The organism is Companilactobacillus allii, from assembly GCF_001971585.1.
GTDB classification, from domain to species: Bacteria; Bacillota; Bacilli; order Lactobacillales; family Lactobacillaceae; genus Companilactobacillus; species Companilactobacillus allii.
This window is the reverse complement of sequence record NZ_CP019323.1, coordinates 1,344,849-1,370,407: the sequence shown is the minus strand read 5'-3', so window position 1 is coordinate 1,370,407 and position 25,559 is coordinate 1,344,849. Positions and strand designations below refer to the sequence as shown.

At 36.9% G+C, this 25,559-nt stretch carries 25 protein-coding genes and 1 other annotated feature; of the genes, 6 read left to right on the top strand and 19 right to left on the bottom strand.

Annotation, left to right across the window (positions count from 1 at the left end; all coding sequences use genetic code 11):
• Positions 1–269 precede the first annotated feature (269 nt).
• Positions 270–2,486, top strand: a complete 2,217-nt coding sequence (locus BTM29_RS06670) for an ATP-dependent Clp protease ATP-binding subunit (RefSeq protein ID WP_076615062.1) — start codon at positions 270–272, stop codon at positions 2,484–2,486.
• 257 nt (positions 2,487–2,743) lie between these two features.
• A complete protein-coding gene (locus BTM29_RS06665) occupies positions 2,744–3,718 on the top strand; it encodes a MucBP domain-containing protein (RefSeq protein ID WP_083686022.1) in 975 nt (324 codons plus the stop codon).
• A 44-nt stretch (positions 3,719–3,762) separates the two neighbouring features.
• On the opposite strand, the gene BTM29_RS06660 is transcribed toward BTM29_RS06665, so the two are convergent.
• The 12 genes from BTM29_RS06660 to hisJ form a co-directional block, all read right to left on the bottom strand.
• Entirely contained in the window at positions 3,763–4,683 is a 921-nt protein-coding gene (locus BTM29_RS06660; RefSeq protein WP_076615055.1) for an AEC family transporter, read from the bottom strand.
• 37 nt (positions 4,684–4,720) lie between these two features.
• Positions 4,721–5,788: a histidinol-phosphate transaminase gene (hisC, locus tag BTM29_RS06655; protein ID WP_076615051.1), complete on the bottom strand. Its 1,068-nt coding sequence runs from the start codon at positions 5,786–5,788 to the stop codon at positions 4,721–4,723.
• A gap of 11 nt (positions 5,789–5,799) precedes the next feature.
• Complete coding sequence (gene hisE / locus BTM29_RS06650; RefSeq protein WP_076615046.1) at positions 5,800–6,132, bottom strand: phosphoribosyl-ATP diphosphatase; 333 nt, start codon at positions 6,130–6,132, stop codon at positions 5,800–5,802.
• Positions 6,133–6,447: a phosphoribosyl-AMP cyclohydrolase gene (gene hisI, locus BTM29_RS06645; protein WP_076618772.1), complete on the bottom strand. Its 315-nt coding sequence runs from the start codon at positions 6,445–6,447 to the stop codon at positions 6,133–6,135.
• 5 nt (positions 6,448–6,452) lie between these two features.
• Complete coding sequence (hisF, locus tag BTM29_RS06640) at positions 6,453–7,208, bottom strand: imidazole glycerol phosphate synthase subunit HisF (protein WP_076615043.1); 756 nt, start codon at positions 7,206–7,208, stop codon at positions 6,453–6,455.
• Positions 7,198–7,923, bottom strand: a complete 726-nt coding sequence (hisA, locus tag BTM29_RS06635; protein ID WP_076615040.1) for a 1-(5-phosphoribosyl)-5-[(5-phosphoribosylamino)methylideneamino]imidazole-4-carboxamide isomerase — start codon at positions 7,921–7,923, stop codon at positions 7,198–7,200. The genes hisF and hisA overlap by 11 nt, the downstream gene beginning before the upstream one ends.
• Positions 7,920–8,519, bottom strand: coding sequence for an imidazole glycerol phosphate synthase subunit HisH (gene hisH / locus BTM29_RS06630; RefSeq protein WP_076615037.1), 600 nt, complete (start codon positions 8,517–8,519; stop codon positions 7,920–7,922). Before hisH ends, hisA begins: the two co-directional genes overlap by 4 nt.
• Complete coding sequence (gene hisB, locus BTM29_RS06625; protein WP_076615033.1) at positions 8,519–9,103, bottom strand: imidazoleglycerol-phosphate dehydratase HisB; 585 nt, start codon at positions 9,101–9,103, stop codon at positions 8,519–8,521. Before hisB ends, hisH begins: the two co-directional genes overlap by 1 nt.
• A gap of 15 nt (positions 9,104–9,118) precedes the next feature.
• On the bottom strand, positions 9,119–10,405 hold the full coding sequence (gene hisD / locus BTM29_RS06620; protein WP_076615029.1) for a histidinol dehydrogenase: 1,287 nt from the start codon (positions 10,403–10,405) through the stop codon (positions 9,119–9,121).
• On the bottom strand, positions 10,402–11,052 hold the full coding sequence (gene hisG / locus BTM29_RS06615) for an ATP phosphoribosyltransferase (RefSeq protein WP_076615025.1): 651 nt from the start codon (positions 11,050–11,052) through the stop codon (positions 10,402–10,404). Before hisG ends, hisD begins: the two co-directional genes overlap by 4 nt.
• 2 nt (positions 11,053–11,054) lie before the next feature.
• A complete protein-coding gene (locus BTM29_RS06610) occupies positions 11,055–12,197 on the bottom strand; it encodes an ATP phosphoribosyltransferase regulatory subunit (RefSeq protein ID WP_076615021.1) in 1,143 nt (380 codons plus the stop codon).
• A gap of 67 nt (positions 12,198–12,264) precedes the next feature.
• Positions 12,265–12,489 (bottom strand) — a binding site (T-box leader).
• Between the two features lie 69 nt (positions 12,490–12,558).
• Positions 12,559–13,395, bottom strand: coding sequence for a histidinol-phosphatase HisJ (hisJ, locus tag BTM29_RS06605; protein ID WP_076615016.1), 837 nt, complete (start codon positions 13,393–13,395; stop codon positions 12,559–12,561).
• Between the two features lie 140 nt (positions 13,396–13,535).
• Here hisJ and BTM29_RS06600 point away from each other — a divergent pair, with 140 nt between their 5' ends.
• Positions 13,536–14,003, top strand: coding sequence for a PTS sugar transporter subunit IIA (locus BTM29_RS06600; RefSeq protein WP_076615012.1), 468 nt, complete (start codon positions 13,536–13,538; stop codon positions 14,001–14,003).
• 17 nt (positions 14,004–14,020) lie between these two features.
• Positions 14,021–14,824 (top strand): Cof-type HAD-IIB family hydrolase, encoded by an 804-nt coding sequence (locus BTM29_RS06595; RefSeq protein ID WP_076615008.1) that lies wholly within the window; start codon positions 14,021–14,023, stop codon positions 14,822–14,824.
• A gap of 208 nt (positions 14,825–15,032) precedes the next feature.
• Here the strand turns inward: BTM29_RS06595 and BTM29_RS06590 are convergent, their stop codons facing one another.
• The 5 genes from BTM29_RS06590 to BTM29_RS06570 form a co-directional block, all read right to left on the bottom strand.
• The gene (locus BTM29_RS06590; protein ID WP_076615003.1) at positions 15,033–15,701 is read right to left on the bottom strand and encodes a hypothetical protein; all 669 of its coding nucleotides are present in this window, start codon (positions 15,699–15,701) and stop codon (positions 15,033–15,035) included.
• A 17-nt stretch (positions 15,702–15,718) separates the two neighbouring features.
• Complete coding sequence (locus BTM29_RS06585; protein ID WP_083685950.1) at positions 15,719–16,303, bottom strand: sugar O-acetyltransferase; 585 nt, start codon at positions 16,301–16,303, stop codon at positions 15,719–15,721.
• Between the two features lie 37 nt (positions 16,304–16,340).
• Positions 16,341–17,624, bottom strand: a complete 1,284-nt coding sequence (gene rpoN, locus BTM29_RS06580; RefSeq protein WP_076614999.1) for an RNA polymerase factor sigma-54 — start codon at positions 17,622–17,624, stop codon at positions 16,341–16,343.
• A gap of 558 nt (positions 17,625–18,182) precedes the next feature.
• Positions 18,183–19,331: a glycerate kinase family protein gene (locus BTM29_RS06575; protein ID WP_076614996.1), complete on the bottom strand. Its 1,149-nt coding sequence runs from the start codon at positions 19,329–19,331 to the stop codon at positions 18,183–18,185.
• A gap of 18 nt (positions 19,332–19,349) precedes the next feature.
• The gene (locus BTM29_RS06570) at positions 19,350–20,636 is read right to left on the bottom strand and encodes a GntP family permease (RefSeq protein WP_076614991.1); all 1,287 of its coding nucleotides are present in this window, start codon (positions 20,634–20,636) and stop codon (positions 19,350–19,352) included.
• Between the two features lie 275 nt (positions 20,637–20,911).
• On the opposite strand from BTM29_RS06570, the gene BTM29_RS06565 reads away from it, so the two are divergent.
• Positions 20,912–21,967 (top strand): CdaR family transcriptional regulator, encoded by a 1,056-nt coding sequence (locus BTM29_RS06565; protein ID WP_076614987.1) that lies wholly within the window; start codon positions 20,912–20,914, stop codon positions 21,965–21,967.
• A 25-nt stretch (positions 21,968–21,992) separates the two neighbouring features.
• Positions 21,993–22,835 (top strand): aldo/keto reductase, encoded by an 843-nt coding sequence (locus tag BTM29_RS06560; RefSeq protein ID WP_076614983.1) that lies wholly within the window; start codon positions 21,993–21,995, stop codon positions 22,833–22,835.
• Here the strand turns inward: BTM29_RS06560 and brnQ are convergent.
• Together brnQ and BTM29_RS06550 are read right to left on the bottom strand one after the other, a co-directional pair.
• The gene (gene brnQ / locus BTM29_RS06555) at positions 22,821–24,143 is read right to left on the bottom strand and encodes a branched-chain amino acid transport system II carrier protein (RefSeq protein ID WP_076614979.1); all 1,323 of its coding nucleotides are present in this window, start codon (positions 24,141–24,143) and stop codon (positions 22,821–22,823) included. The genes BTM29_RS06560 and brnQ overlap by 15 nt on opposite strands.
• Before the next feature lie 84 nt (positions 24,144–24,227).
• Positions 24,228–25,229, bottom strand: a complete 1,002-nt coding sequence (locus BTM29_RS06550) for a choloylglycine hydrolase family protein (protein ID WP_076614975.1) — start codon at positions 25,227–25,229, stop codon at positions 24,228–24,230.
• Positions 25,230–25,559 lie beyond the last annotated feature (330 nt).

Here is a 25,559-nt window from a genome sequence, read left to right as displayed (position 1 = left end):
GATTCTTGTAGTCATTCTACAAATATTCACTAATTAATTTACCATTATATAGATTCTTTCACAAGAGTTTTGTAAAAAAACCTTTGATAAACCCTTGTTATAATAAGCCATGCAACGCTTACATGCAAGTGTTTTGCAAGCGTTAATATTTATTAGAAAAAAATTATGAAAAATTTCTGTATATTTTTAAGACTTAGCACTTGCAATACCCGAGTGCTAAGTTATATACTACCGTTGTAATCGATATAAGATAGAAAGGTGGGGTGCAAGTGCTCTGTCAAAATTGTCAAAAAAATGAAGCAACAATTCATTTATATACAAGTGTTAATGGTCAACGTACAGAAATCAATCTCTGTCAGAATTGCTATCAACAATTAAGAAATCAAGCTAACGAAGGTATGAATAATATGGTAGAAAACCCAAACGGCTTTTCAAGTTTTGAAGACTTGTTCAATTCCCTAAACAATGGTGGTCAATCCGCCAATGGCTTTGAACAACAAGGTCCACAGACTCAAACTGGCGGTGGAAACGGTAATAATCGTAGACACAGTCGTGGTAACGGTGTATTAGATCAATATGGTGTTGATTTAACAGAATTGGCTAAAAAAGGCCAAATCGACCCTGTTATAGGTCGTGATAAAGAAATTAGTCGTGTCATTGAAATTTTAAATAGAAGAACAAAGAACAACCCCGTTCTAATTGGTGAGGCTGGTGTTGGTAAAACAGCTGTTGTTGAAGGTCTTGCTCAAAAAATTGCGGACGGAGATGTCCCAGAGAAGTTACAAAATAAACGTGTTGTTAGACTAGACGTCGTTTCACTAGTTCAAGGAACTGGTGTCCGTGGTCAATTCGAACAACGTATGCAACAATTGATCCAAGAATTACAAAAGAGCAAGGAAATCATCTTGTTCATTGATGAAATTCATGAAATCGTTGGAGCTGGTAATGCCGAAGGTGGTATGGATGCTGGTAACGTCTTGAAACCTGCCCTAGCACGTGGCGACCTACAATTGGTCGGTGCAACAACTCTGAATGAATATAGAACTATTGAAAAAGATTCAGCTCTTGAGCGTCGTCTACAACCTGTTCAAGTTGATGAACCTACTGTTGAAGAGACAGTTCAAATTCTTAAGGGTCTTCAACCAAAATATGAAGATTATCATCACGTAAAGTACTCTAATGAAGCTATCAAGGCTGCTGCAGAATTATCAGCACGTTACATTCAAGATAGATTCTTGCCAGATAAGGCAATTGACTTAATTGATGAGGCTGGTTCTAAAAAGAACTTGCAGATCAATCACGTTGATATGGCTGATCTAGACAATAAGATATCTGATGCTGAAGTACAAAAGCAAGCTGCCCTACGTAATGAAGATTACGAAAAAGCCGCTTACTACCGTGATCAAGTAACTAAGTTCCAAGATATGAAAAATAGTGCAAATGGCGAACCTGCTGACAAGAGCATCGTTACTGAAAAGGCTATTCAAGATATCGTTGAAGAAAAGACCAACATCCCTGTTGGTGAACTCCAATCAAAAGAACAATCACAATTGAAGAACTTGGATTCAGATTTAAAGAGCCATATCATTGGACAAGACGATGCTGTAAAGCAAGTTTCTAAAGCAATCCGTCGTAACAGAGTTGGTTTCAATAAATCTGGTAGACCAATCGGTAGTTTCCTATTTGTAGGACCTACTGGTGTTGGTAAAACTGAGCTTGCTAAGCAATTAGCACGTGAGTTATTCGGTACTGAAGACTCAATGATCCGTTTTGATATGTCTGAGTACATGGAAAAACACAGTGTGTCAAAGCTTATCGGTTCACCTCCAGGGTATGTAGGTTATGAAGAAGCTGGTCAATTAACTGAACAAGTTCGTCGTAACCCATACAGTTTGATTCTACTAGACGAAATCGAAAAGGCTCACCCTGATGTAATGCATATGTTCCTACAGATTCTTGATGACGGTCGTTTAACTGACTCTCAAGGCCGTACAGTAAGTTTCAAGGATACTATCATTATTATGACTTCAAACGCCGGACAAGGCTTGCAAGAAGCAAACGTTGGATTTGGTGCAGAAGCAAACGGTAAGACACATTCAGTTATTAACAGTTTGTCAGAATTCTTCAAACCTGAATTCCTAAATAGATTTGATGGCATAGTTGAGTTCAACTCATTAACAAAAGCCAACTTGATGAAGATCGTTGATTTGATGCTCGCTGACACAAACTCAATGATTGCTGATCAAAACTTAAGTATTCACGTTACAAAGGATGCCAAAGAGAAGCTTGTTGATCTAGGCTTCAATCCTAAGATGGGTGCTCGTCCATTGAGAAGAGTTATTGAGGAACAAATCGAAGATAAAGTTGCTGATTACTTCTTGGATAATTCTAAAGAAAAAGAACTTGAAGCTAAGATCGTTAAAGGTGAAATCACCATTGGTAAATACAATGCACCTGAAACTGCCGAGGTTTCTGAAAAGAAATAGATTTACTTAATATGTACCCCAAAAACGATATTTACTCATGTGAATATTGTTTTTTTGTATTCTGCCCAATTTCTATTTTTTAAATTTTTCTTTAATCTTCTTTATATTTAATTTAAGTTATCGCTAATAAGGTCACATTTGACTAACTCCCCTACTTAGTCGTGATAGAATTACACTAATCTAAAGTACATTGAAGGGGTTTAATTATGGGGAAATTTACTAAAAGAACCTATTCCCCAAAAAATGGGGACACACATATGAATAATAATCTTGTTTCTTCTAAAATTAAGAAAATAACTCGCAACGATGTAGAAATAACTATTAACTATATCGACTCAGTTGGTTCGCCTTTGGCAAAGCCTGTAAGTTTAAAGGGTCACTATAACGACAATTTGGATATGCCTTGGAAAACTATTCCAGGATATGTCTTATCATCTGTCCAGAATTTTCAACAGACCTTCATTCCAAATGATGATGGGATCTATCTTATTTACTTCAAGCAAATGGCAGCTCCAGTGGTCGTTTATCACCGTAATACTAATGGTGAATTGATATCTGATCCTCAATACCTTTATGGTGAATTGAACAAAGATTATCAAGCCAAACCACTAGCAGAGGCCGAACGTTTCCTTGTTGATTATCCTAAGAAATCTAAGGGACATTTTTCAAGTCACGTTCAGGAATATGAATTTGTCTATAATACTATTCCATTTGTAAAATACGACATCAAAAAGAATCTATTTATCAAGACTAATGACAACGTTGATGTCTTTAACGAACCGGGCAGTAAAATTGCCTTGAAGCTTCCATTACCACATGATTCAAATTGGCGTGTATACAAGGCATTGAAGGAAACTTACAGTAATACTATTTGGTATAACTTAGGTGGAAGTACTTGGATACCTAGTTCCGAGAATATCTCGACTGTTGTCTTGAAGCAATATTCTGAAGAACAACAGTCTATCAGTAGCCCACTCAATGTGAATGCAGAAAATATCAGCTACATTTACCAAATAATTGATAGTATGCCAATCAATCGATCATCTCAAATCCTCTATTATTCCGATCAAAATGTAACAGCTTGGGAAACTCCTTATGGCAATATGGATAACAAGCGATATTTTGGAGGACAAAAGGTATTCGTTAAACGCTTAATCCAACTAGATAACAGCAGTGTTTGGGCAGAATTAGAAGATGGCTATTATATTGAAAGTAAATATTTGAACCTATAGTGCACACAAAAAGAGACTTCACACAAAAGTGAGGCCTCTTTTTTTTATAAAATACCACCCAGAGCAAACATCAAAGGTATAGTTACCAAGCTGATTACGGTCGAAATACTCATCAAAGATATTGCCGGACCAGCATCCCCTTTTGCTTGCAAAGTAAACAAAACTACGATGCCTGCTACCGGACATGCCGCCATGATTATAGTCGTGTAATAAGCGATCCCTGTTATGCCCAAATACTTAAGTAAAAATATCATAATGATTGGGAAAATCAGATTCCTCAATATCAATGCCTTGCCAATATTCTTATCGATCATATCCTTACTGATCTTAATATTGGCTAAGCTATTACCAATGACGATCATTGATAATGGTGTATTGATCGAACCGACATTTTTGACGACTGTATTAATAGTTCCCGGCAATCGTAATGAAAAGATAAACATTAATAAACCGACAACGATCGCAATAATATTAGGATTAAGTATTATTTGTTTAGCATCAATTCTCTCATCAGAATCTCTAAACAAAGACACACCATGTGTCCAACTAAAGATATTGAATCCAGCCAACGACACTACGGCAAAAAATACCCCACTTGTTCCAAACAAGGCACTGATCAAGGGTATCCCCATAAATCCAGCATTTGAATAGACACTACCATATTGAGTTATTCGACTGAGATTCTTATTCTTCAACCGTCCAAAAACTAATTTTGAAATAATAATAGCAATAATATAAAAAATCACAATGCCAATAGCGACCAAAACAAACTGCTTGATCCTGCTAGCTGAATATTTCTGCTCGAAGGCATTGATGATCAAGCATGGTGAAACAACGTACAACAAGATATTAGTTAAGTCATTAGATGTTTGAGCGTGCATAAATTTGCACTTATTTATCAACACACCTACCAGCATTAAACAAAACATTAGAATGATTTGATTCGTAATTTGTCCTATATTCATAAAAGACTTCCTTATACAGTAAAAAAGAGTGATAAATTCACCCTTTATAATCATAGATCAAATTACGTAATTCTTCATTATCTATTTTCATCCCCACGGTCAATCTTAACCAATTCTTCTTCAGTCCTGTTCTTAAAAGATAGCCATGATGTAATAAATAGTCAGCTAGTTTGTCTGCATCAGGATACTCAAAGAAAATGAAATTGGCTTGACTGGGATAATATTTGATTTTATTATCGTCAAAAAACTTCTCCCACAACTGGCGTTCTAATGCGTTTTTTTCAACCACATTCCTGACAAAGCTCTCGTCCTTGAAAGCCGCTACCGCAGCCACTTGGGCAATCGAATTAACGTTATATGGCAGGCGAACTTTTTGAACATCTACACTTACTATCTTAGGAAATACTGCATACCCAACTCTAAAGTTGGCCAATCCATATGCCTTCGAAAAAGTCCTCATGACGACAATGTTAGGATACTTTTTAGTCAGATCCATAGCAGAGGCATTAGGAGTTGTCGCAAAATCAATATAAGCTTCATCAACCAAGACCATGATGTTATTTGGAACTTTTTCCACAAAGTTTTCAATATCAGATACTGTCTCCAGTGTTCCGGTCGGATTATTAGGGTTACAGATCCAGATAAGCTTTGTACGCTCACTAATGGCATCTAACATGCCAGCAAAGTTAATCTGGCCACTGTTAAACACTGGGACACTTTTGACTTTTGCCTCTTCGATCTCAGCATGTAGTGCATATTCAGAAAATGTTGGTGCCGATACTAATTCTTCATCCCCTGGTGACAAGAACACACGTGACAACATGACGATCACTTCATCTAAACCCACCCCAAAGACGATTTGTTCAGGATCCAGTGAGAACTTTTTAGAGATCAAATCACGAAGTTCTTTAGCATCCCCATCTGGGTAACGATTACTTTGATCATATGTCCAATTGACAACTGCCTTTTTAACATCTGGGGAGGTCCCATAGGCATTTTCATTAGCCGATAATCGTACTAGTTTAGACAGTCCCAATTCCTTCTTCAGATCATCTATTGATCTTTCAGGAATATATGGCTGTAACTGCTGAATAATTCTCTTCATAGTTTGACCTCCTATAAGTCTTTAACTTCCGGTCTATCTTTGAAATCACTCATTAAGCCTTCACGCTTAGCCAACTCTACTTTGATTTGATCAAAGCTAACTCCTTGTTCGACCCACAATACACATAAGTGATATAACAAATCGGCTGATTCGTAAACCAGCTCACCGTCTCCACGTGGCTTGTCAGGATTTTTGGCAGCGACCACCACTTCAGTTGATTCTTCACCAACCTTTTTCAAAATCTTGTCGAGACCCTTAGTAAATAAATAATCAGTATATGAACCTTTTTTAGGATTTTCTTTTCGTGACTTGATCAGAGCATATAATTCATCTAAATCTTGCATTTATTTTTCTCCTTTTACTTTATTGAAAAAACAACTAGTGCTTCCTGTATGACAGGCTGGACCGTGTGGTATTACCGAGACCAATAAAGTATCCAGGTCACAATCAAGTGTCATTGAAACGACATCTTGTAAATTGCCACTAGTAGCTCCTTTATGCCACAGTTCCTTTCTAGAACGAGACCAAAACCAAGTTTGTCCACTTTCCAAAGTCCTCTCATAACTTTCTTGGTTCATCCAAGCTACCATCAATACATCTTTGGTATTTGCATCCACCACAACACTTGTTAATAACCCCTTTGAAAAATCCGGTTTCAATTCTGTCATCTTATCGTGATACCTTCTTTTTTTACTGCTTGTTTAACCTCTTCAATCGTTAACTCACCATAGTGAAATACAGATGCTGCTAAGGCCCCATCAACATTGCCTTGCTTGAACACTTCCGAGAAGTCTAAAGCTCTACCAGCACCACCTGAGGCAATTATCGGAACATTTACCACTTGGCTGATTTCTTGATAAAGTGATATATCGAATCCATCCTTGGTACCGTCTCTATCCATACTAGTAATTAATAGTTCACCTGCACCGTGTTCTACTGCTGTCTTGGCCCAATCTATGGCATTGAGCTTGGTCGCTGTTTTACCTCCGTGAATATAGACGATGTACTCGCCACTTTTATTCTTAGAGACATCAATGGCCACGACGATACACTGATTACCAAACTTTTCTGCTCCAGCTGTGATCAGATCAGGGTTATCCACAGCAGCAGAATTAATTGCCACTTTGTCTGCACCAGCTTTTAATAAAGCTTGAATATCTTGAACACTGCTGACACCACCACCGATGGTCAAGGGCATGAAGACTTGTGATGACACTTGTTCAACGACTTGTGTCATTGTCTTTCTGTGTTCATTTGTTGCTGTAATGTCCAAAAATACTAGTTCATCTGCACCTTGTCTTTGGTACTCAGCAGCAATTTCAACTGGATCACCGACATCTGTCAGATTATTAAAATTGACACCTTTTTTTACTCGTCCGGAATCAACATCAAGACATGGAATGATTCGTTTAGCTAACATTTTTCTCCACCTCAGCAATCTGTTCTAGAGTAATAGTGCCTTCATAAAGAGCCTTTCCAATGATCACATCGACTAAGCCAAATGCCTTCAATTGATGAAGATCCTTCAAATTCCTTATTCCACCACTGGCCACGAAGTTAACTTGAGGCATATCCAATTTCAACTTCCATAATAGATCCAAATTAGGACCCGTCATTGTCCCATCACGTGATACATCAGTAACGATGAAATGCTTAGCACCGCTATCCATCATGGCTTTAATTAAAGTTTCCATAGTAACGTTTGATTGTTCTATCCAACCATTGACCGCGACTTTACCATCGTTACCATCAACGCCTATGACAATTCGATCACCACCATACTTCTTCAACAGATCCTTAACAAATTGTGGATCTTCGATTGCTGCAGAACCAATAATGATCCTATCAATACCTAGATCTAGATAATCTTTAGCCGTCTTATAATCACGGATTCCACCACCAAGCTCTAAGAATCCAGTGAAACTTTGGCGGATTTTTTTGATTACTTCATAATTCTTCGGTTGACCCGTCTTGGCACCATCAAGATCTACCAAGTGAATTTGATTGACGCCAGCCGCTAAGATTTCTTTTGCCTGCATAATCGGATCCTTATTGATGAGCGTTACCTTGTTATAATCACCCTTAAACAATCTGACACTTTGACCATTGTATAAATCAATTGCTGGAAAGATCATGATTCCACCACCTCTTGAAATTCCTTTAAAAGTTTTAAACCAACTTGTCCACTTTTTTCAGGATGAAATTGCATTCCATATACATTGTTATTCTCGACAATACTAGGAATGGACGTACCATATTCAACCTCAGCCAAGATATTTTCCTCATCGCATTTGGCATAATACGAATGAACAAAGTATGTGAATTGACCATCTATTGAACCGAATTTGCTTTCTTTAATTGCTTTATTTTGATTCCATCCCATCTGTGGAACTTTGACATCATCAGGAATAGCTATGACTTTCCCTGGTATCAAACCAAGACCAACATGTTCTCCATATTCATCACTACTATCAAATAGTAATTGCATCCCCAAACAAATACCTAATATCGGTGTGCCTTTTGTTGCAACTTGTTGCAAAGTAGTGACTAAGTCTCTTTTTTCAAGCTCTGCCATTGCGGCCGCAAAAGCCCCAACACCTGGCAGGATCACAGCATCTGACTTGAGTATCTTTTCTTTATCATCAGTTAATTCATTTTCAATTTGTAAATAATCCAATGCCTTTTTTAAATTACGAGTATTACCAGTATCATAATCAACTATCGAAAACATCAAATCACACCTTTCGTAGAATTAACGCCTTTGATTTCAGGATTGATTGTTACAGCCTCTCTCATTGCTCTACCGAACGCTTTAAATAGACTTTCCACTTTGTGGTGAGTATTTCGACCATACAGGATCCTGGCGTGAAGGTTCATCTCTGTAGCAAAGGCAACTGCTTGAAAGAAATCCTCGACAGTTTCTGTATCCAATCCACCCAATCTTGGATTAGTTAATTCAGCATCAAAGACCAGATATGAGCGACCGCTCAAATCAACACTAACTTGTCCCAGTGTTTCGTCCATTGGCACAAATTGTGTACCGTATCTTTCGATTCCTTCTTTGTTGCCCAAAGCCTCTTTGAAACATTCACCCAAAACAATCCCAGTATCTTCAGTAGTGTGGTGTGGATCAACATCTAAATCTCCGTGTGCTTCCACGATCAAACCAAATCTACCGTGTTTGGCAAAAAGGTTCAGCATGTGATTCAAAAAGCCGATTCCAGTATCGATTTTCACTTTTGACTGATCATCTAGATTAAGGCTTATTTTTATTTGTGTTTCTTTTGTCTTACGTTCAATCGTTGCTGTTCTCATAGTTTTTACTCCTCATTATTCATAATATTTGTCAAATCTTGATTCAATAGCTCTGGCATGTGCTTCTAGACCTTCGACTCTGGCCAAAGTCGTGATTGCTTTAGCTTCTTTTGCTAGTGCTGGTTTGGTGTATTGAATAAATGAGGTACGTTTAACAAAGTCATATACACCTAATGGTGATGAGAACCTCGCAGTACCACCAGTTGGCAAGATGTGGTTAGGTCCAGCAACATAATCTCCCAATGGTTCACTGGCATACTTACCTAAGAAGACCGATCCAGCGTTTCTGATCTGGTTCAAATATTGCGTTGGATTCTCCACTTGAATCTCCAAGTGCTCTGGTGCAACAGTGTTCATAAGTTCGAACATATCATCAATTTCTTCAACAACAGCAATGAACCCCTTGTTATTAACTGAACTTTTGGCAATCTCTTTTCGTGGTAAAGTTTCCAATTGCTTATCCACATTCTCACTAACTTGCTTGGCCAAAGTTTCACTGTCTGTTACAAGAATTGGTCTAGCAAGTTTATCGTGTTCAGCCTGTGACAATAAATCAGCCGCAATTTGCTTAGGATCAGACGACTCATCAGCAATTATCCCTATTTCTGAGGGCCCTGCGACCATATCAATGGCAACTTGACCGAAGACTTGTTTCTTAGCTGTTGCAACAAAGATATTCCCAGGTCCAACAATCTTATCCACACGTGGAATCGACTCCGTTCCAAATGCTAAAGCTGCGATAGCTTGTGCACCACCAACTTGGTAAATTGAATCTACTCCTGCAATTTTGGCAGCAGCCAAGACAGCCTTATTAATACCATTTTTCTGTGGAGGAGTCACAATAATTACCTTCTCAACCCCCGCAATCTTAGCAGGTAGAGCACTCATCAAAATGGTTGATGGATAAGCGGCGGTACCACCGGGAACGTAGAGTCCTACTGTTTGTAGTGGCAATAACTTTTGGCCCCTTAAAACACCCTTTTGCTCTGAATCAATGAATCCAGTCTCCTTTTCCTTTTCATGGAAATTAGTAATATTTCTTTTGGCTAAAAGTAGTGCATCCTTAACATCTTTATCAAGAGTTTCATATGCATCATCAATGACACTTTGGTCTAATTTGAAAGTTGAAATATCAACGTTATCAAACTTCTTCTCATATTCTTTCAGAGCGGTATCACCATTTTCAACAACATTTTCGATGATCTCACTGACACTTTGACTTATTTTTGGATCATTCAATTGACGTGTCTTTGTTTGCACGATTTCCTTTAGTTCAGATAGATTCTTCTTATAAATTTTCATTTGATTATCTCCTCGTTATTAATAGTTGAACTCAAGTTATCAACAAGTGCATATATCTCTTTGGGATGCTGTTTTAGAGCCATTCGATTGACCACTAATCTAGTTGAAACTTTGTCCAAATAGTCATAAATCACTAGATTATTTTCTTTGATAGTTGTACCTGTTTCTGTAATATCAACGATTGCATCAGCTAGGCCAGTTAGTGGTGCTAATTCAACTGAACCTTCAATTTTGATAATTTCCACATCTTGTCCTAATTTATCGAAGTATTTCTTGGTTATATTAGGATACTTGGTTCCAATGATTTTCCTTTTGGGTTCATTTGGATCAAAGTCTTTTGTTGATGCTAAGACAAATTGGCATTTGCCTAATTCCAAATCCAATAATTCATATTGTGTACTTTGATGTTCCACCAAAATATCACTACCAACAATTCCGATATCCACTGCCCCACGTTCCAAAAATGTGGTAACATCTGGACCTTTTGCAAGGATGAATTCATATGGTTGTGTTTTGGAATCAAATATCAATCGACGCTGTTTATTTCTTATTTGATCACAATTTATTCCAGAAGCTTCTAGTAGCGGTATCACTTGTTCTTCCACACGACCTTTAGTCAATGCAATTTTTATTTGTGAATCAGACATTTTTAATTCCCCCCCGTCAGATCCAATAACTCAGCCTTCATTTGCTTTGCCTCACTTACTGCTTGTTCTCTAGTATCAGCCAACGAAAGGATGCCATTTGGAGTCTTCTTTAAAATTTCTTCTGCTTCATTCCACTTAGATTTATCAAAATAAATCAAGGTTTTATTAGTTTTGATGTTTTTATCAAGTACCACATCAGTGATCAGATCAATATTGATGCCCATACCAACTGCGGACTCACTTTGATCTTGGAAATTGGCTAATAGCTTGTCATATCTGCCACCACTGAAAATATATCCTGCACCATTCTTCGAAAAGCCTCTAAAAGTTAAGCAAGTGTAATATTCTTGTGGGGCCCTACTGCTTAGATCTATCGACACATTTTGTTTGGGCATGGTCTGTTTGATCCATTCAGTGACACTTGTTAATATCTGGATTTTTTCTTGGATTGAATCAGGCAACTCAAAGCTATTCAATTTATCAAATATCCACTCTGGTTCACCAAACAATCTCGGCCATTGCCTTAAGAATTCGTATAATTGATTATCTTCAAACCTCTTAATCAATTGTTCATATCTTGGGATCTTTTTATCGAATAAGGCTTGTAATATTTGTTGCTTAAGCGTTTTGTCGTTAGTAACTTGTTGCATGATTGCTTCAGCAAAATCCGCAAATCCTAGTTCTATTTCAACTTCATCATCTAATAATTCCATACTCAATTGATTGATCATAACTAGGCATTCTAGTTCTGCTTTAGTCGACTTATACCCAATCAATTCAACGCCGGCTTGGGTCAATTCATTGTATGAACCTGAAAGCCTGCGACTGATCCGGAAAATATCTCCTGTATAAAAGAACTTTTGTGGTAATGGTATATTCGTTGAGCTCAAGAATCTGGCTATTGGTAGTGTTAGATCTGGTCTCAAAACTAAGGTATCGCCATCTTGATCTAGAAATCGGTATACTTGGTAATTACCCAATTGATATTGATCAAAAACTTCTTCTTTTTCTAATAATGGCGTTGAAATCTTGGAGAAACCACGTGATTGAAAATGTCGTTGGATCACCGTAATGATATTTTGTTTCACAATTGCACGACTCCCAAACTCATCGCGAGTTCCTAATGGTAATAAATTATTCTTCAATTAAAACGCCCCCTTGATTTATTAAAAAATTGTATAAAAAAATCCCCTTAGCAAATAAAATATTTGCTAAGAGGACGTTTTCACGCGGTTCCACCTCATTTTATCTAATCCTTACGAATTAGACCTCATGTTGGCTTAGTCAACTTGGATAACGAATCCACTCGGTAGGACCTACTTGGTTCAGTTCTACAGTTCATAGGTGTGTGTTCATCAATAACTTCTATCCTGTCTCATCATATAGGACTCTCTGTTAGAGCGGTTATCGACTACTTTTCCTAATCACAACTATTATTAAAATAAAATTAGTTTTTTTAATAATCATTTAATTTAAAATTAATAATAGGAGCATTAACGTCATCTGTCAAGACAAATTTGCAGATGCAACTAAATGTTGTCCGTGTCCAACTGATAATATATCGTGAGCGTCTGATCCATATATCAAAGGTATCTTCATTTCCTTTGCGAGTTTAGTTATTTGTGCACCAGGATAATAATCATTACAAAATGGCTTATAAAGCCCAGCCAAGTTCAAGTCTAATTCTCGGTTTTGTTGTTTGATTTCATTAAGTATCTCAGTAACCAACGCCATAGTTTTGGCATCATAATCCTGGGTAAGATTGAAATAATCCTGAAATTTTCTAATCAGACTCATATGTCCGATTCGTTGCGGACGATACACGCCAAGGTCAGCCTCCACAGACTTCTTAACAGTTTGATAATACTGTCTGAATACATGTTGTGGATCATCAAGAAATTGTTCAAAACCTTCTTTGTAATCTTCCACATCATAATCAATACACCACTGCTTTTGATCTTTTCCTTGCATAAAATGAACTGACAGAATACTTTCTTGTGTCTGTGGTCCGTATTCGTCTAAAAAGTCCTTAGTATAATCTTCGAAACCTTCAAGATAATCGACTTCAAATCCAATTGAGATCTCTATTTCATCAGAATATTTTTTTTGAAGACGCGACATCTCTTTCATATAAGCTGGAAGGTCGACCAAGTCCATTGCACCAGTATCAACACCGTCCACATTGCCACCAAATACCGTTTTGAAATCTGAAGGAAGCGGTGCATGTTCTGTAATACAATACTTTTTCATCCCCAATTGAATAGCACGTAAAACCATCCTTTCGGCTGTTTCACCACTACCATGTTGGCAAAATTCAGTATGCGTATGTCCATCCATTAACATAAAATGCCCCCTTATTTATTACTCCAATTTAATCACAGAAAACGTTTACTAACAAAGTAATATTTACCCTTGACATGGAACGCGTTCTACCAATTACACTCCAGTTGTAGTCAAGAATAACAGATTAGGAGCGTACTATTATGAAACTAACAAATGAAAATGTATTTACAAATATTTATTTACCAAATGCTAATGAAATTCAAATTCTATCAACAATTTCTCAAGTCATTGCTGACAAATTAGGAATCAATGAACAAGAAATCAAAAGTGGATTTTTAGCACGTGAAGCCGCCGGTTCAACTGCCTTTGGAGGTAAGGTAGCCATTCCACATGCTAATTCTTCAGATATTGACGAACCGAACATATTCATAATGACCTTTGATGATGATATTAATTGGAATTCCAGTGATGATCAGCCAGTAAATGTTGTAATCGCTTTAATTATGCCTAGAAATAGTCACGAAAAGGATTATCATTATATTGTAAAGAATCTTCGTGAAGAACTAACCAATCAGGATATTGTCGATAAATTCCAAAATAACCTTGATAACCCCGATACATTGGTTCAATTGGTTGAAGATTCTATTGCTCAAAAATCAACTAATTAATTAGGAGTATTTATATAGTGATAAAACAAATTTTTTCTGATATGGATGGAACTCTTTTAAATGATCGTGGCGTTATAAGTGATATGAACATTCAAACTATCAAGTCTTGTAACATCCCATTTACCCTAGTATCGGCAAGAAGTCCAATCGAAATGTTCGATACGATTGACGTGCTAGGTTTGACCAACACCCAAATTGCCTTTAATGGTGGTTTGATTTACAAGCGCCATGGAAATTCTATTGATAAGATATCTGAGGACTTTTTGGATTCGAGAGTTGTCGAGAACATCACACTCCAAATGAGACAGCAGTTTGAAGATATTAGTTTGAGTTTATACACAGATGAGAAATGGTATACCGACAAAATAGATTCTGGAATCAAGCTAGAGACAAGTCTAACCTTCCATGAACCAGAGGTAGTCAAATACCCCGAATTCTTCAAAAATGTCGATGAAGACATCTATAAGATAATGTTTATAGCCAATTCAATAAGTGAAATGACTACTATAATAAAGGCATTAGACGACTTGCACTTAACCGGGGTCAGTATTCAACAGTCCGGTAATAATTACTTAGAAATAACCAGTGACAAAGCTAAGAAATCAGCTGGTATTGCATATATTCAAAAACTTAACCACTTAGAAAAATCAGAAATGGCAGCCTTTGGCGATGGCCATAACGATATTCCCATGCTAAAAATGACTGGAACATCTATCATCATGGAAAATGCCACAAAAGAGGTTAAAAAATACGCTACTCATATTACCAAGACCAATCAACAAGATGGTGTTAGTTTTGGAATTATGAATTTTATTAAATAGAACACAAAAATGGCCAGAGCGTGACAAAACACGTTCAGTTTTCGTTTATAAGTTCAAAAAGCCGGCATTTACGTAAGTAAATATCGGCTTTTTGGACTTATAAGGAGAAAATTGTGTTTTGGCACGCGTTTTCACTGCAAGTTTGAGTAGAAAAATAGTTATGTCACAACCCCGCCATTTAAGTTAAGCGTGTACCTTTACACTTCTATTACTTATTCTCAAAATCCAATCCACCATGATTAACCACAGTATCTGGATTCAAAGTATAATTCTTAGTTTGCTTGATCATTTGCTTAGTTTCTTCTTTATATTTCTTAACATATTCTTCTTTTTGACAATCATCATAAACTGACTTGTTTTGATAAATCTCAAATAAATACCACTTTGTGGAATCCGCCGAATCATTACCTGCATAGGCAACTAAAACTTCAGACTTAGACTTATCTTGCTTCATCTTCTCAGAAACAAGAATCCTGAACTTATCTATGCTTGAATCATCTATTGTCAATTCAGTTAATTGAACAAACTCCGCTTGTTTTATACCTTGAACGGGTTCAGTACTCTCAAGTAATAATTGTGGATTTAAAGAGGTGACACTTTGGTCAACGACAATTTTACCTGCGACTTTTTTAAAGGCAGCAAATTGTGGTGAATTTGCATGAATCTCATAACTTGGCTGATCTTTATAAAGTTCGATAACAATATTATCTGCACCACTAGAATCAAGGTGTCCGGTGTACATTGCCAAAGTACCGACTTCATTTTTGATCGATGTCATCAAGTTATTTTGTCCAACATCTAAAAAAGATGTTCGATTGATTGGATCAATTTTTAGATTAAACAATCGAAATAATGGTGCCTGTGTTAACTTTTCCATAAACTACTCCCTACTTATTATTTCAATGGCTCTAGACTTCTAATGACCTTAGCTGGAACGCCAGCAACGATAGTATTATCAGGAACATCTTTAGTAACGACAGCTCCTGCACCAACTATAACGTTATTACCAATGGTTACTCCACCAATAATCGTGACGTTTCCACCGATCCATACATCATCACCAATACTTATGGGCTTTGTATAAGTAATCAGATATTTACTACCATCCTCACGTACTCCAAAGCGCTTACTTGCATCGATCGCATGTTCACCACAATACAACTTGGTATCTGGAGCAATCACTACACGACTGCCTAATGTAATGATATTTGAATCTTGAAAAGTACAATTCCCATTGATGAACACATCATCACCAACGTGAATATGCTCTCCATACAGTGCACTGATTTGACCGTTGATGGTTAGACCCTTGCCGGAAACTCCAAATAAGTTATCGACGCTTTCTTGTCTCTTTTTAAAATCAGTTGTTGTATTTATGATACCGACCAATTCCTTACAGTGAGCGATCATACCTTGTAACTCAGGATCACGATAATCGTAATCTAGTCCTGCCAATAATTTCTCATGTTCTGTCATCATTTACACATTATCTCCCTTTATTTTGAAACATATTATACTATTTTCGTTTATTTGCCGTAAGTATATGCAACTGTTCGCGATACTTAGCAACTGTTCTTCTTGCAACTTCTAATCCTGATTCCTTTAATAAATCAGATATCTTCTGGTCACTCAACGGTTTATCTTCTTCGTCGATCAACTTTTTAATAGTATCTTTAACTTGGTCAACTGACCTACTTTTGACACCATCAGAAACCTTGCTACGTCTTGAGAATAAGTTCTTCAATTCGATCATACCAAAATCAGTCTGAATGTACTTGCCATTAATAGCACGACTAACTGTCGATTCACTCAATTGCAACCTTTGTGCAACATCTCTCAACAACAATGGCTCAAGTGTCGTAGTCTCTTGGGTGAAGAACTTGTATTGAGTCTGGACAATAACCTTTCCAATCATCGACACTGTCTTGATTCTGCGTTCCAAATTATATTCTAGCGTTTGGTACTGGTCATATTTCTCTTTGATATAATTCTTCACATCATTATCAACTGTCTTTGATAATAAGTCATATGTTTCTTGTGCAAAGATCAATTGTGGCTGACCATATCTAGTGATTGCTAGACTCAACTTGCCGTCATTATTCTTAACTTGAAGTTCAGGAACAACGTATTGTAAGTCACTACCGTTATAGCGTTCACCAGGTGTAGCTGATAATTCTTTGATGTAATCAATATTCTCATCTAATGTGGTCTTGTCGATCTGCAGGTTATTTTGAATCGTCTGCCAATCATGATCGACCATTGTGTCAAAGTAATACTTCAAAATATCGACAGCATATTCTGGAGATTCACGATCTGCTTGTGCCTGTAGAAGTAGACATTCGCGTAGATCATGTGCTCCAACACCCGGCGGATCTAGTTGTTGAAGCAATGTTAATGCATCCAACAAACTCACCTTATCAATATTTAATTCGTCCATGATTTCTTTATCGGTAATTGGCAAGTAGCCGTTTGGATCTAATTGTTCAACCAAATAAATCACCAAATCTCTTAATGGTGTATCCCTCATAGTTAGTTGAACTTGATCTAATAAATATTCAAATAGTGATTGGCTATTATCTCTTAATTGATATGATTGATTATCACGTGTTCCTTGCATGAATGGAACATCGAGACTTGTATGGACATCAAATAATGGATTTTCTAAACTGACATCTTTTAAATACTCACTAAGATCAATTGCATCAGACTGTAACATGACAATTGATTGACGCATCCCCTGAGTCAAAGATAATTTTTGCATTTGTTTTTGTTTAAGTTGGTGGCTTTGTTTCAGTTGCATAATATTATGCCCTCCCTTCAAATATGTAAGCGTTGCCTTATAAAATTAATGATAGCCCTTTTTTAGTAATTTGTGATTGCAATTTATAAATTTCACAAAGTATTATTTATTTAAGAGCGTGACAAAACACGTTCAGTTTTCGTTTATAAGCCTAAAATGCCGGTATTTACGCAAGTAAATATCGGTCTTTTAGGCTTATATTGAGAAAATTGTGTTTTGTCACGCGTTTTCACTGCAAGTTTGTAATAGTACTCAATTCTTTTTGAGTAATTAATTTTTTATAGATACTTCCTCGCTACTTTCTTATACGTTCCTGGTTTGCTTCGCAAACGCGTAACAACACGCAATTTTCTTTACTTAATTTAATGAACTTAGTACCGTCTCGTATTATTTAGCACTCACTTCTACCTGATTTTAGCACACGTTATACGCTACTTTTCATACGTCCTGGTTTGCTTCGCAAACGCGTAACAACACGCAATTTCTTCCGCTTAACATTAAAATGAGGTGTCATTCACGATGTGAATGGCACCTCATTTTAGTGTTAATGCTCAAAAATTAACCGCGTGTTGTTACGCTCTTAAATAGGCGGCCGACGTTCTCACAAACTTGTTCTATATTCTTACCTGAATCTGAAATTGCTTTATCTAAACTTTGAACACCTGGTACACAGGTGAATATTGCATCTATTCCTAATGGGTAAAGTTCAGAGATCCTGTCTCCTACACTACCGGCAATCGCTACTACTGTTGCATTTTTATTAACTTCTTTGGTAGCTTGGCTAACGCCAATTGGTGTCTTGCCGAATTTAGTTTGAAAGTCAATTTGGCCTTCGCCTGTAAATACTAAATCGGCGTCTTTAACTTGATCTTTTAAGCCTGTGTAATTAACAACTATATCAACACCTGACTGTAACTTTGCGTTGGTAAATGCCAATAACCCGGCTCCTAAACCGCCTGCAGCACCAGCTCCTGGTGTTTGTTCTAAGTCTTTACCGAGGTCTTTTTTGATTACTTTTGCATAATGTGACAAGGCATCGTCTAAGAACTCTACCATTTCTTCATTAGCACCTTTTTGTGGTCCAAAGACGTGTGAGGCACCATTTTTGCCAGTCAATGGATTGGTAACATCTGATGCGACAATGATCTTGATATCATTTAATTCTGGAAGCATTTCACTGATGTCGATTTTGCTTAACTTCTTCAACACTGCTCCTCCATATTTCAATTCATTATTATCTGCATCTAATAAATGGGCGCCAAGTGCTTGAGCCATACCGGCCCCACCATCGTTGGTCGCTGATCCACCGATACCAATAATAATAGTCTTGGCCCCATGTTTAATAGCAGCTTTCATTAATTGGCCAGTTCCATAAGTAGTCGTCACGTATGGGTTTCTAGTATATTCATTAATGAATTGAATTCCACTGGCCTCTGCCATTTCAATGACAGCAACACTTCCATCATCTATCAATCCGTAATGTGCTTGTGTTTCAACACCCAAAGGATTGATAACTTTTTCCGTCAAAATTTGACCATTTTTAGCATCGACCAGTGATTGAACAGTACCTTCACCACCATCAGCCATTGGTACTTTAACAAAAGTTGCGTCAGGATAAACTCGTTGTAATCCTGTTTGCATTGCTGAAGCGACTTGCTTAGCAGTTAAAGAATTTTTGAATGAATCTGGAGCGAGTACAATTTTCATTTTATCCACCTTCAATAATTAGAATAAACCACCGTACATAAGTGTAGCGACAATCGTCATAGACAATCCCACTAACATTTCCCAAACTACAACACTCATTCTTTCCTTGAATTGCATATTGACTGATTGGGCTGTGACGTGGAAGTAATTACCATGTGGTAATTGGTCAATAACAGTGGCTCCGGTATGAACCATTGCGGCAGCACCTGTTCCTGAGATTCCCAGTGACATAATCGACTTGCTGAAAGAATTAGAAGCAAGAATAACACCAGTTGATGTTGAACCCGTGGCACCTGCCATCAAAATACCGGCGATTGGTGCCAGGAATGTTCCTGATATACCTGATGATTTAACCAACATAACGATTTCTTGTGGCAAGTTAGAAGCTGATATCAATCCAGCAATCGCACCAGCACCGATAAGGATCATTACAACATCAGTCATTCTAGCTAGTCCATTTTTCATATAAGTTAAGAACTTACGTTGTTGCTTCATTGCTAGAGTTCCGATCAATCCAGCAATTGGTAAGATATACATTGCATCAATATTCAAGCTTGATAAAGCCTTGATACCTAAAACATCCCCAATGGGTGTTATCAACAACAAGACAACGGCAACTAATGGAGTTGTGATTGCTGAACCCAAACTTGGTAGATCTTCGACTTCTTTTTTGGCGAATTTTTGGTCTGCTGGTATGAAAGTTCCTCTATTCTTTACTAACATTGCTAGTAAAACAGCAACGATCAAACCAACTACTGCTGGTACAAAGTCAGCTATCATGACTTGTGATAATTCAACATTGAATCCCTTAGCAGCAGCTATAGTATTAGGGTTAGGCGAAATAATATTACCTGCCTTACCTCCACCTGATAATGCAACCAACAATGATAACTTGCTGTAATGCATCTTTTGACCGACCTCTAATGCTATCGGAGCAACGATAAGAACAGCAACTGGAATAAATATTCCTACTCCAGTCAGAACCATTGTGGATAATGCTAGTGCAAGAATCGTCAATCTATCACTGAAGTGACTGACTATATTAGTCGCAATCACATTGGCAGCGCCAGACTCCATCATGACCCCGGCTAAGACACCTGCCGCAATAACTCTGATGATCGTCCCCATGACACCTGAACTACCAGTTACTATTGTATTAGTTGTTTGTGCTAGACTCATTCCTCCTAACAAACAACCTATAATGCTTCCCATCATCAATGAATAGACAGGATTTACTTTGAATAAAATTAAAATAATTGCTAAAGCCAAACCTATTAATGCGGCCCACCATGCTATCACTGCAATTCCTCCTCGCTTTTAATGCTTTCTTGTTAAAAATTGAACAATTGATTTACGAGTAATATAATAGCCTGATTATTATTTTCATTCAATGTTCATTTGCACAATAATTATTTGTCGTTTAAATAAGAAAACGTATTCTCTTATTGGTATTATAGTATTATCATTTACGTTAATAATGAAAAATAAATAAACGCACAAAATAATCAACTAATCAAATTCCTATTCTAAAAGGACTATTAGAAATCGATTGTGCTATTTTGTACAAAAGGATGGCCATTATGAAACTTGATCCCATACTCGCACAGTCCATTGTTGATCGGATGATGGAAAGTATCCCTTACAATATCAATATGATGAACGAACATGGATACATTATCGCTAGTGGTGACAAAAATAGACTCAACACTCTACACGTTGGTGCCGTTGACGCTATAGAGAAAAGTGAAACCTTACCAATGATTCAATCCTTTGGAACTCATGGACAACCCGGAGTCAATATTCCCGTTCAATTTCAAAGTAAAACTATTGGTGTGATAGGTATTACCGGTGACCCAAAAAAAGTCACTCCTTTAGCATCTCTACTAAAAATCTCGACAGAATTATTGATAACTCAAAGTTATAACAATCAAGTTGAAGCACAACACAAGAATAGATTGAATCGTTTCTTATACCAATGGACTGAAGTAACTGACGATATTAAAGCTCAGACCGAACTCAATATTGAGGCCAAGTTATTACAAGTAGATCTATTTATACAACGGTTCGCAATTGTCGTTGAGACCGCAGATACAACACCTTTACTTATCAAGAAGAATGACTACACACTAGCTCTTTCACCACACAGTACAGTCATCATCACGGCATCAGATACTGCCATGAATCTTTATTTAAAAAGAGCCATATCCAAACATATCAAAGTTGGCGTTGGCAACAAAACAACTTTGTTGGGTAAATCCGTCAAACAAGCTCAAAGTACGATCCGTGTTGCTCAGATTTTTGATTTTGATAATACCAATTTTTATAATCAAATCAGCCTCATTGATAAAATTCTCTCAACAGACTTATCCACACATGAAATAATCGAACAATTCAATACTCTGCATCAAACTGACGGCGGTCGTGAGTTAATAGACACATTGTCTTGTTACTTTATAAACAATGAAAGTGTCACTGAAACCTCTAAACAACTGCATATTCATCGCAATACGACCAATTATCGACTGAATAAGATCTCAGAATACTTCGGTTTAGATTTACACATCCTAGATGAAACATTTAAACTATATCTGAACTATCTGTTTTTCCAAGAATCAGTCTACAAAAGAACGCATTGATATCTATCACATAGGAGGAAACATTATGCGACAAATACAATTTAATGATCAACCTACCTCTATCATTGGTATGGGAACTTGGCGAATCGGTGAAGATCCATCTAAAGGATCTGCCGAGATCCAAACTATTCAATATGGCTTAAACCATGGAATAACTTTGATCGATACTGCTGAAATGTACGGTGAAGGTGCCGCAGAAACTTTAGTTGGTGAAGCAATAAAAGATTTTGATAGGCAAAAATTCCAACTAGTATCTAAGTTTTACCCTTATCACGCTACTCCCAAACTAATCAAGAATAGCTTAGAGCACTCCCTCAAACGACTTCAGACTGATTATTTGGACCTATATTTACTACATTGGCGTGGTGAGACTCCACTTGCTGAGACTATTAGTGGACTTGTTGATATGAAAAAAGCCGGCTATATCAAAGATTTTGGTGTCTCAAACTTTGATATAAACGACTTAAAAGAATTGTATTCAGTTCCTAATGGTGATCAATGTAAAGTTAACCAAAACCTCTACAACATTGGAAGCCGTGGTATTGAATATTCGATACTACCTTGGCAAAAGGAACATGATATTTCATTTATGGGTTATTCACCATTTGGCTCTGATAAAAATGCTTATTTGCATCCCCAAGAAATCATTACCGATATGGCAAATCAAAAACACATCACTATTTTCCAACTATTACTAGCTTGGGTGATTAGAAATAATGACTTGTTAAGTATCGCCAAGACTAGCTCCCTTGAACATCTCAAAGATAACTTAGGTTCAATCGATGTCAGATTCACTGATGACGAGTTAGAACTATTGGACAAGTATTATCCTGCTCCAACAAAAGAAACTCCACTAGACGTGATCTAATTTACTCAATATGTAGCCAATGATCAATCCTAAAAATGCTGGAATTATCCAGCCTAATCCCATGCTTGAAAATGGCAAAACTTGATTGATACTTAGAATAGAACGTACTTGTAGTCCTTTAGGTAAATTCTCCATTCCTGAAAAGACTGCTGGGATTATAGTAAATACTAAGGTCGTTTTATATACCTTCGAAGATGTTCCTATGATTGGTGAAAAAACCGCCAATAAAATCATGACGATTGCCAAAGGGTAAATGAACATCAACACTGGCGTGGAATACTTAATGAGCTTGGTCAAGCCCAAATTAGCAATCACACATGACACTACACTTGCTAGAGCAATCATTGCTTGATAATTTGTCTTGGGGAAAATCTCAGTCATAGAATCCCCAAATGAAGATATCAATCCAATGGCCGTTTTTAGACAGGCGATAATAACTATTAATGCCAATAATATGCTACCAACGGATCCAAAGTAATACTTGAATATCTGAGCCAGTGTAACTCCGCCGTTAGTTGCCAAACTTAATTTACCAAGGCTCATCGTTCCTATAATGGCTAATAAAGAATACAAAATCCCCATCAAAATAATACTTATTGCTCCAGACTTAATGGTCTCCTTGGCAATCTGAACCGGCTTGGTTATTCCTAGTTCCTTGATCGCATCAATGACTACTACCCCAAACACCAATGATGCCAAGGCATCCATAGTATTATATCCTTCAGTAAACCCTGTGAGAACAGGGCTTTTTTTGTACATTCCTTGTGGAGTCGCTGAGAAGTTACCCATTGGCTTGACCAACGCCACAACGATCAAAATCCCCAAAAGAATCAAGAAGGTTGGTGTTAACCACTTTCCAACATAAGTCATTATGTTACTCGGTTTACGAGCAAAGAGCCAAGCGACTATAAAAAACACAATTGAGAAAATTATTAAGAATCCTCTGCGATTATCTGATGACACAAATGGCGATATTCCCATTTGAAATGACGTTGTAGCTAACCTAGGAGTCGCAAATAACGGACCGATGGTTAGATACAGTAATATTGTAAACACATATGCAAAGGGTTTATTGACATGTTCAGCTAGTTCAAAGACACTGCTTGATCTAGTCATCCCCATACCAGCAACTCCAAGTAGTGGCAAGCCAATTCCAGTTATTAGGAATCCCGATATAGCTAGTCCTACATGACTACCTGCTTGTTGACCCAAGAATACTGGAAATATTAAATTTCCAGCTCCAAAAAATAGTCCAAACAGCATTGAACCAATAAATAGTGAATTTCTCCACGATAATTTCTTATCCATAAAACTACCACCTCGTAATTAACAACCTTAATATAATACCAAAAATGACCCGATATTCAAAAATCTGAATATCGAGCCATTTTCTTATTTCAATTCTTTATAGTGTGATTCTTTAACAAGTTCATATATCTTAGGTTCACTATTATTAGCATACTCATCACTAAAAGTAATTTTTTGGACGTCCAAGTTATCATAAAGTTTGATATATAATTCTCTTTTGGTCTGATTGTACAAAGATGTGTATTGCGTATATTCAGAAGTTCCATCTGCACATATCACAACACCCTTTGGGATATCAGACATTGAAAGAATATGAAATCCTAGATTAATAGAATTATTACTATCTGTTTTTTCAGAAAAATTCAACAAAGTTGTGGCCTTAACAAATCTAGATGGAGCTGTGTAATCACCCGGTAATCCAATCAATCCTGAACTTTTACCTAGGGATTTGATCGTGGTGTTATTCAATTGTAGATCATTTTGAAATTTTGTTGTTAAACCAGTATAATTCTTCAAATTCGTTACTTGCCAGTCAAATGATGGGCTATTAGTCATAACTCCTATTTTGTTCTCGTAAACGTTAAAGCCAAATTCAGCAGCAATTGATGGTTCGACAACAATACTTCTACCACTACCATCTTTGATGAAAAAGTGCTGAGGTAAGCCAGTCTTTTGAACAATGGAACTATTTGGTATGGCAACGCTCTTCAATATTTGTTTAACATCGTCAATATCTTTACACATAGATAGAATATAAAAAATGAATTGTTCGGCATATACCGGACTCTTACCTTCCTCAATTATCTCATCCATTGTGTTGTAGATGTTATCTTCGGCAAAATACTGTGTTGAACATGCCAACCCAAACTCGTTTAATCCATCCAAAACAGTCGGCATAAGCTGATGATCGATTCTAGCTGATACTCCGATCACGGAATACTTCGTTTTCCACTTACTTGCACTTATATCGACAACGTAATCACGTGGAAATTGTGCAAGCACATAGTCATACTCCAAATTGTATTCTTGAGTTCTTCCGAAGAATTCCTGATTATCGGTTGATTCATAACTAATTCCTGTACACATAGTGAGCCTCCAGTTAGACCATCAAGGTACTTGGTCAATTACAGTAAAGAATATCACTATTTATTGTTTAATTTAATTTACATAATGTAAATTATGACTAGATTGTTGTTTGCGATACAAAACACAATTTCTTATCTTCTGTCCTCAAACTTACTCCAAACGCGATTCAAAACACAATTTCTTCTCTTCTTACTTTTTTCTAGTTAAAAGGATTTGTGCTTTTCTTTTTTATCCTCAAACTTGCTGAAACGCGATACAAAACACAATTTCTTCCGCTTAACAAAAATTATCCTGATATTCACTTTGTGAATGTCAGGATAATTTACGTTA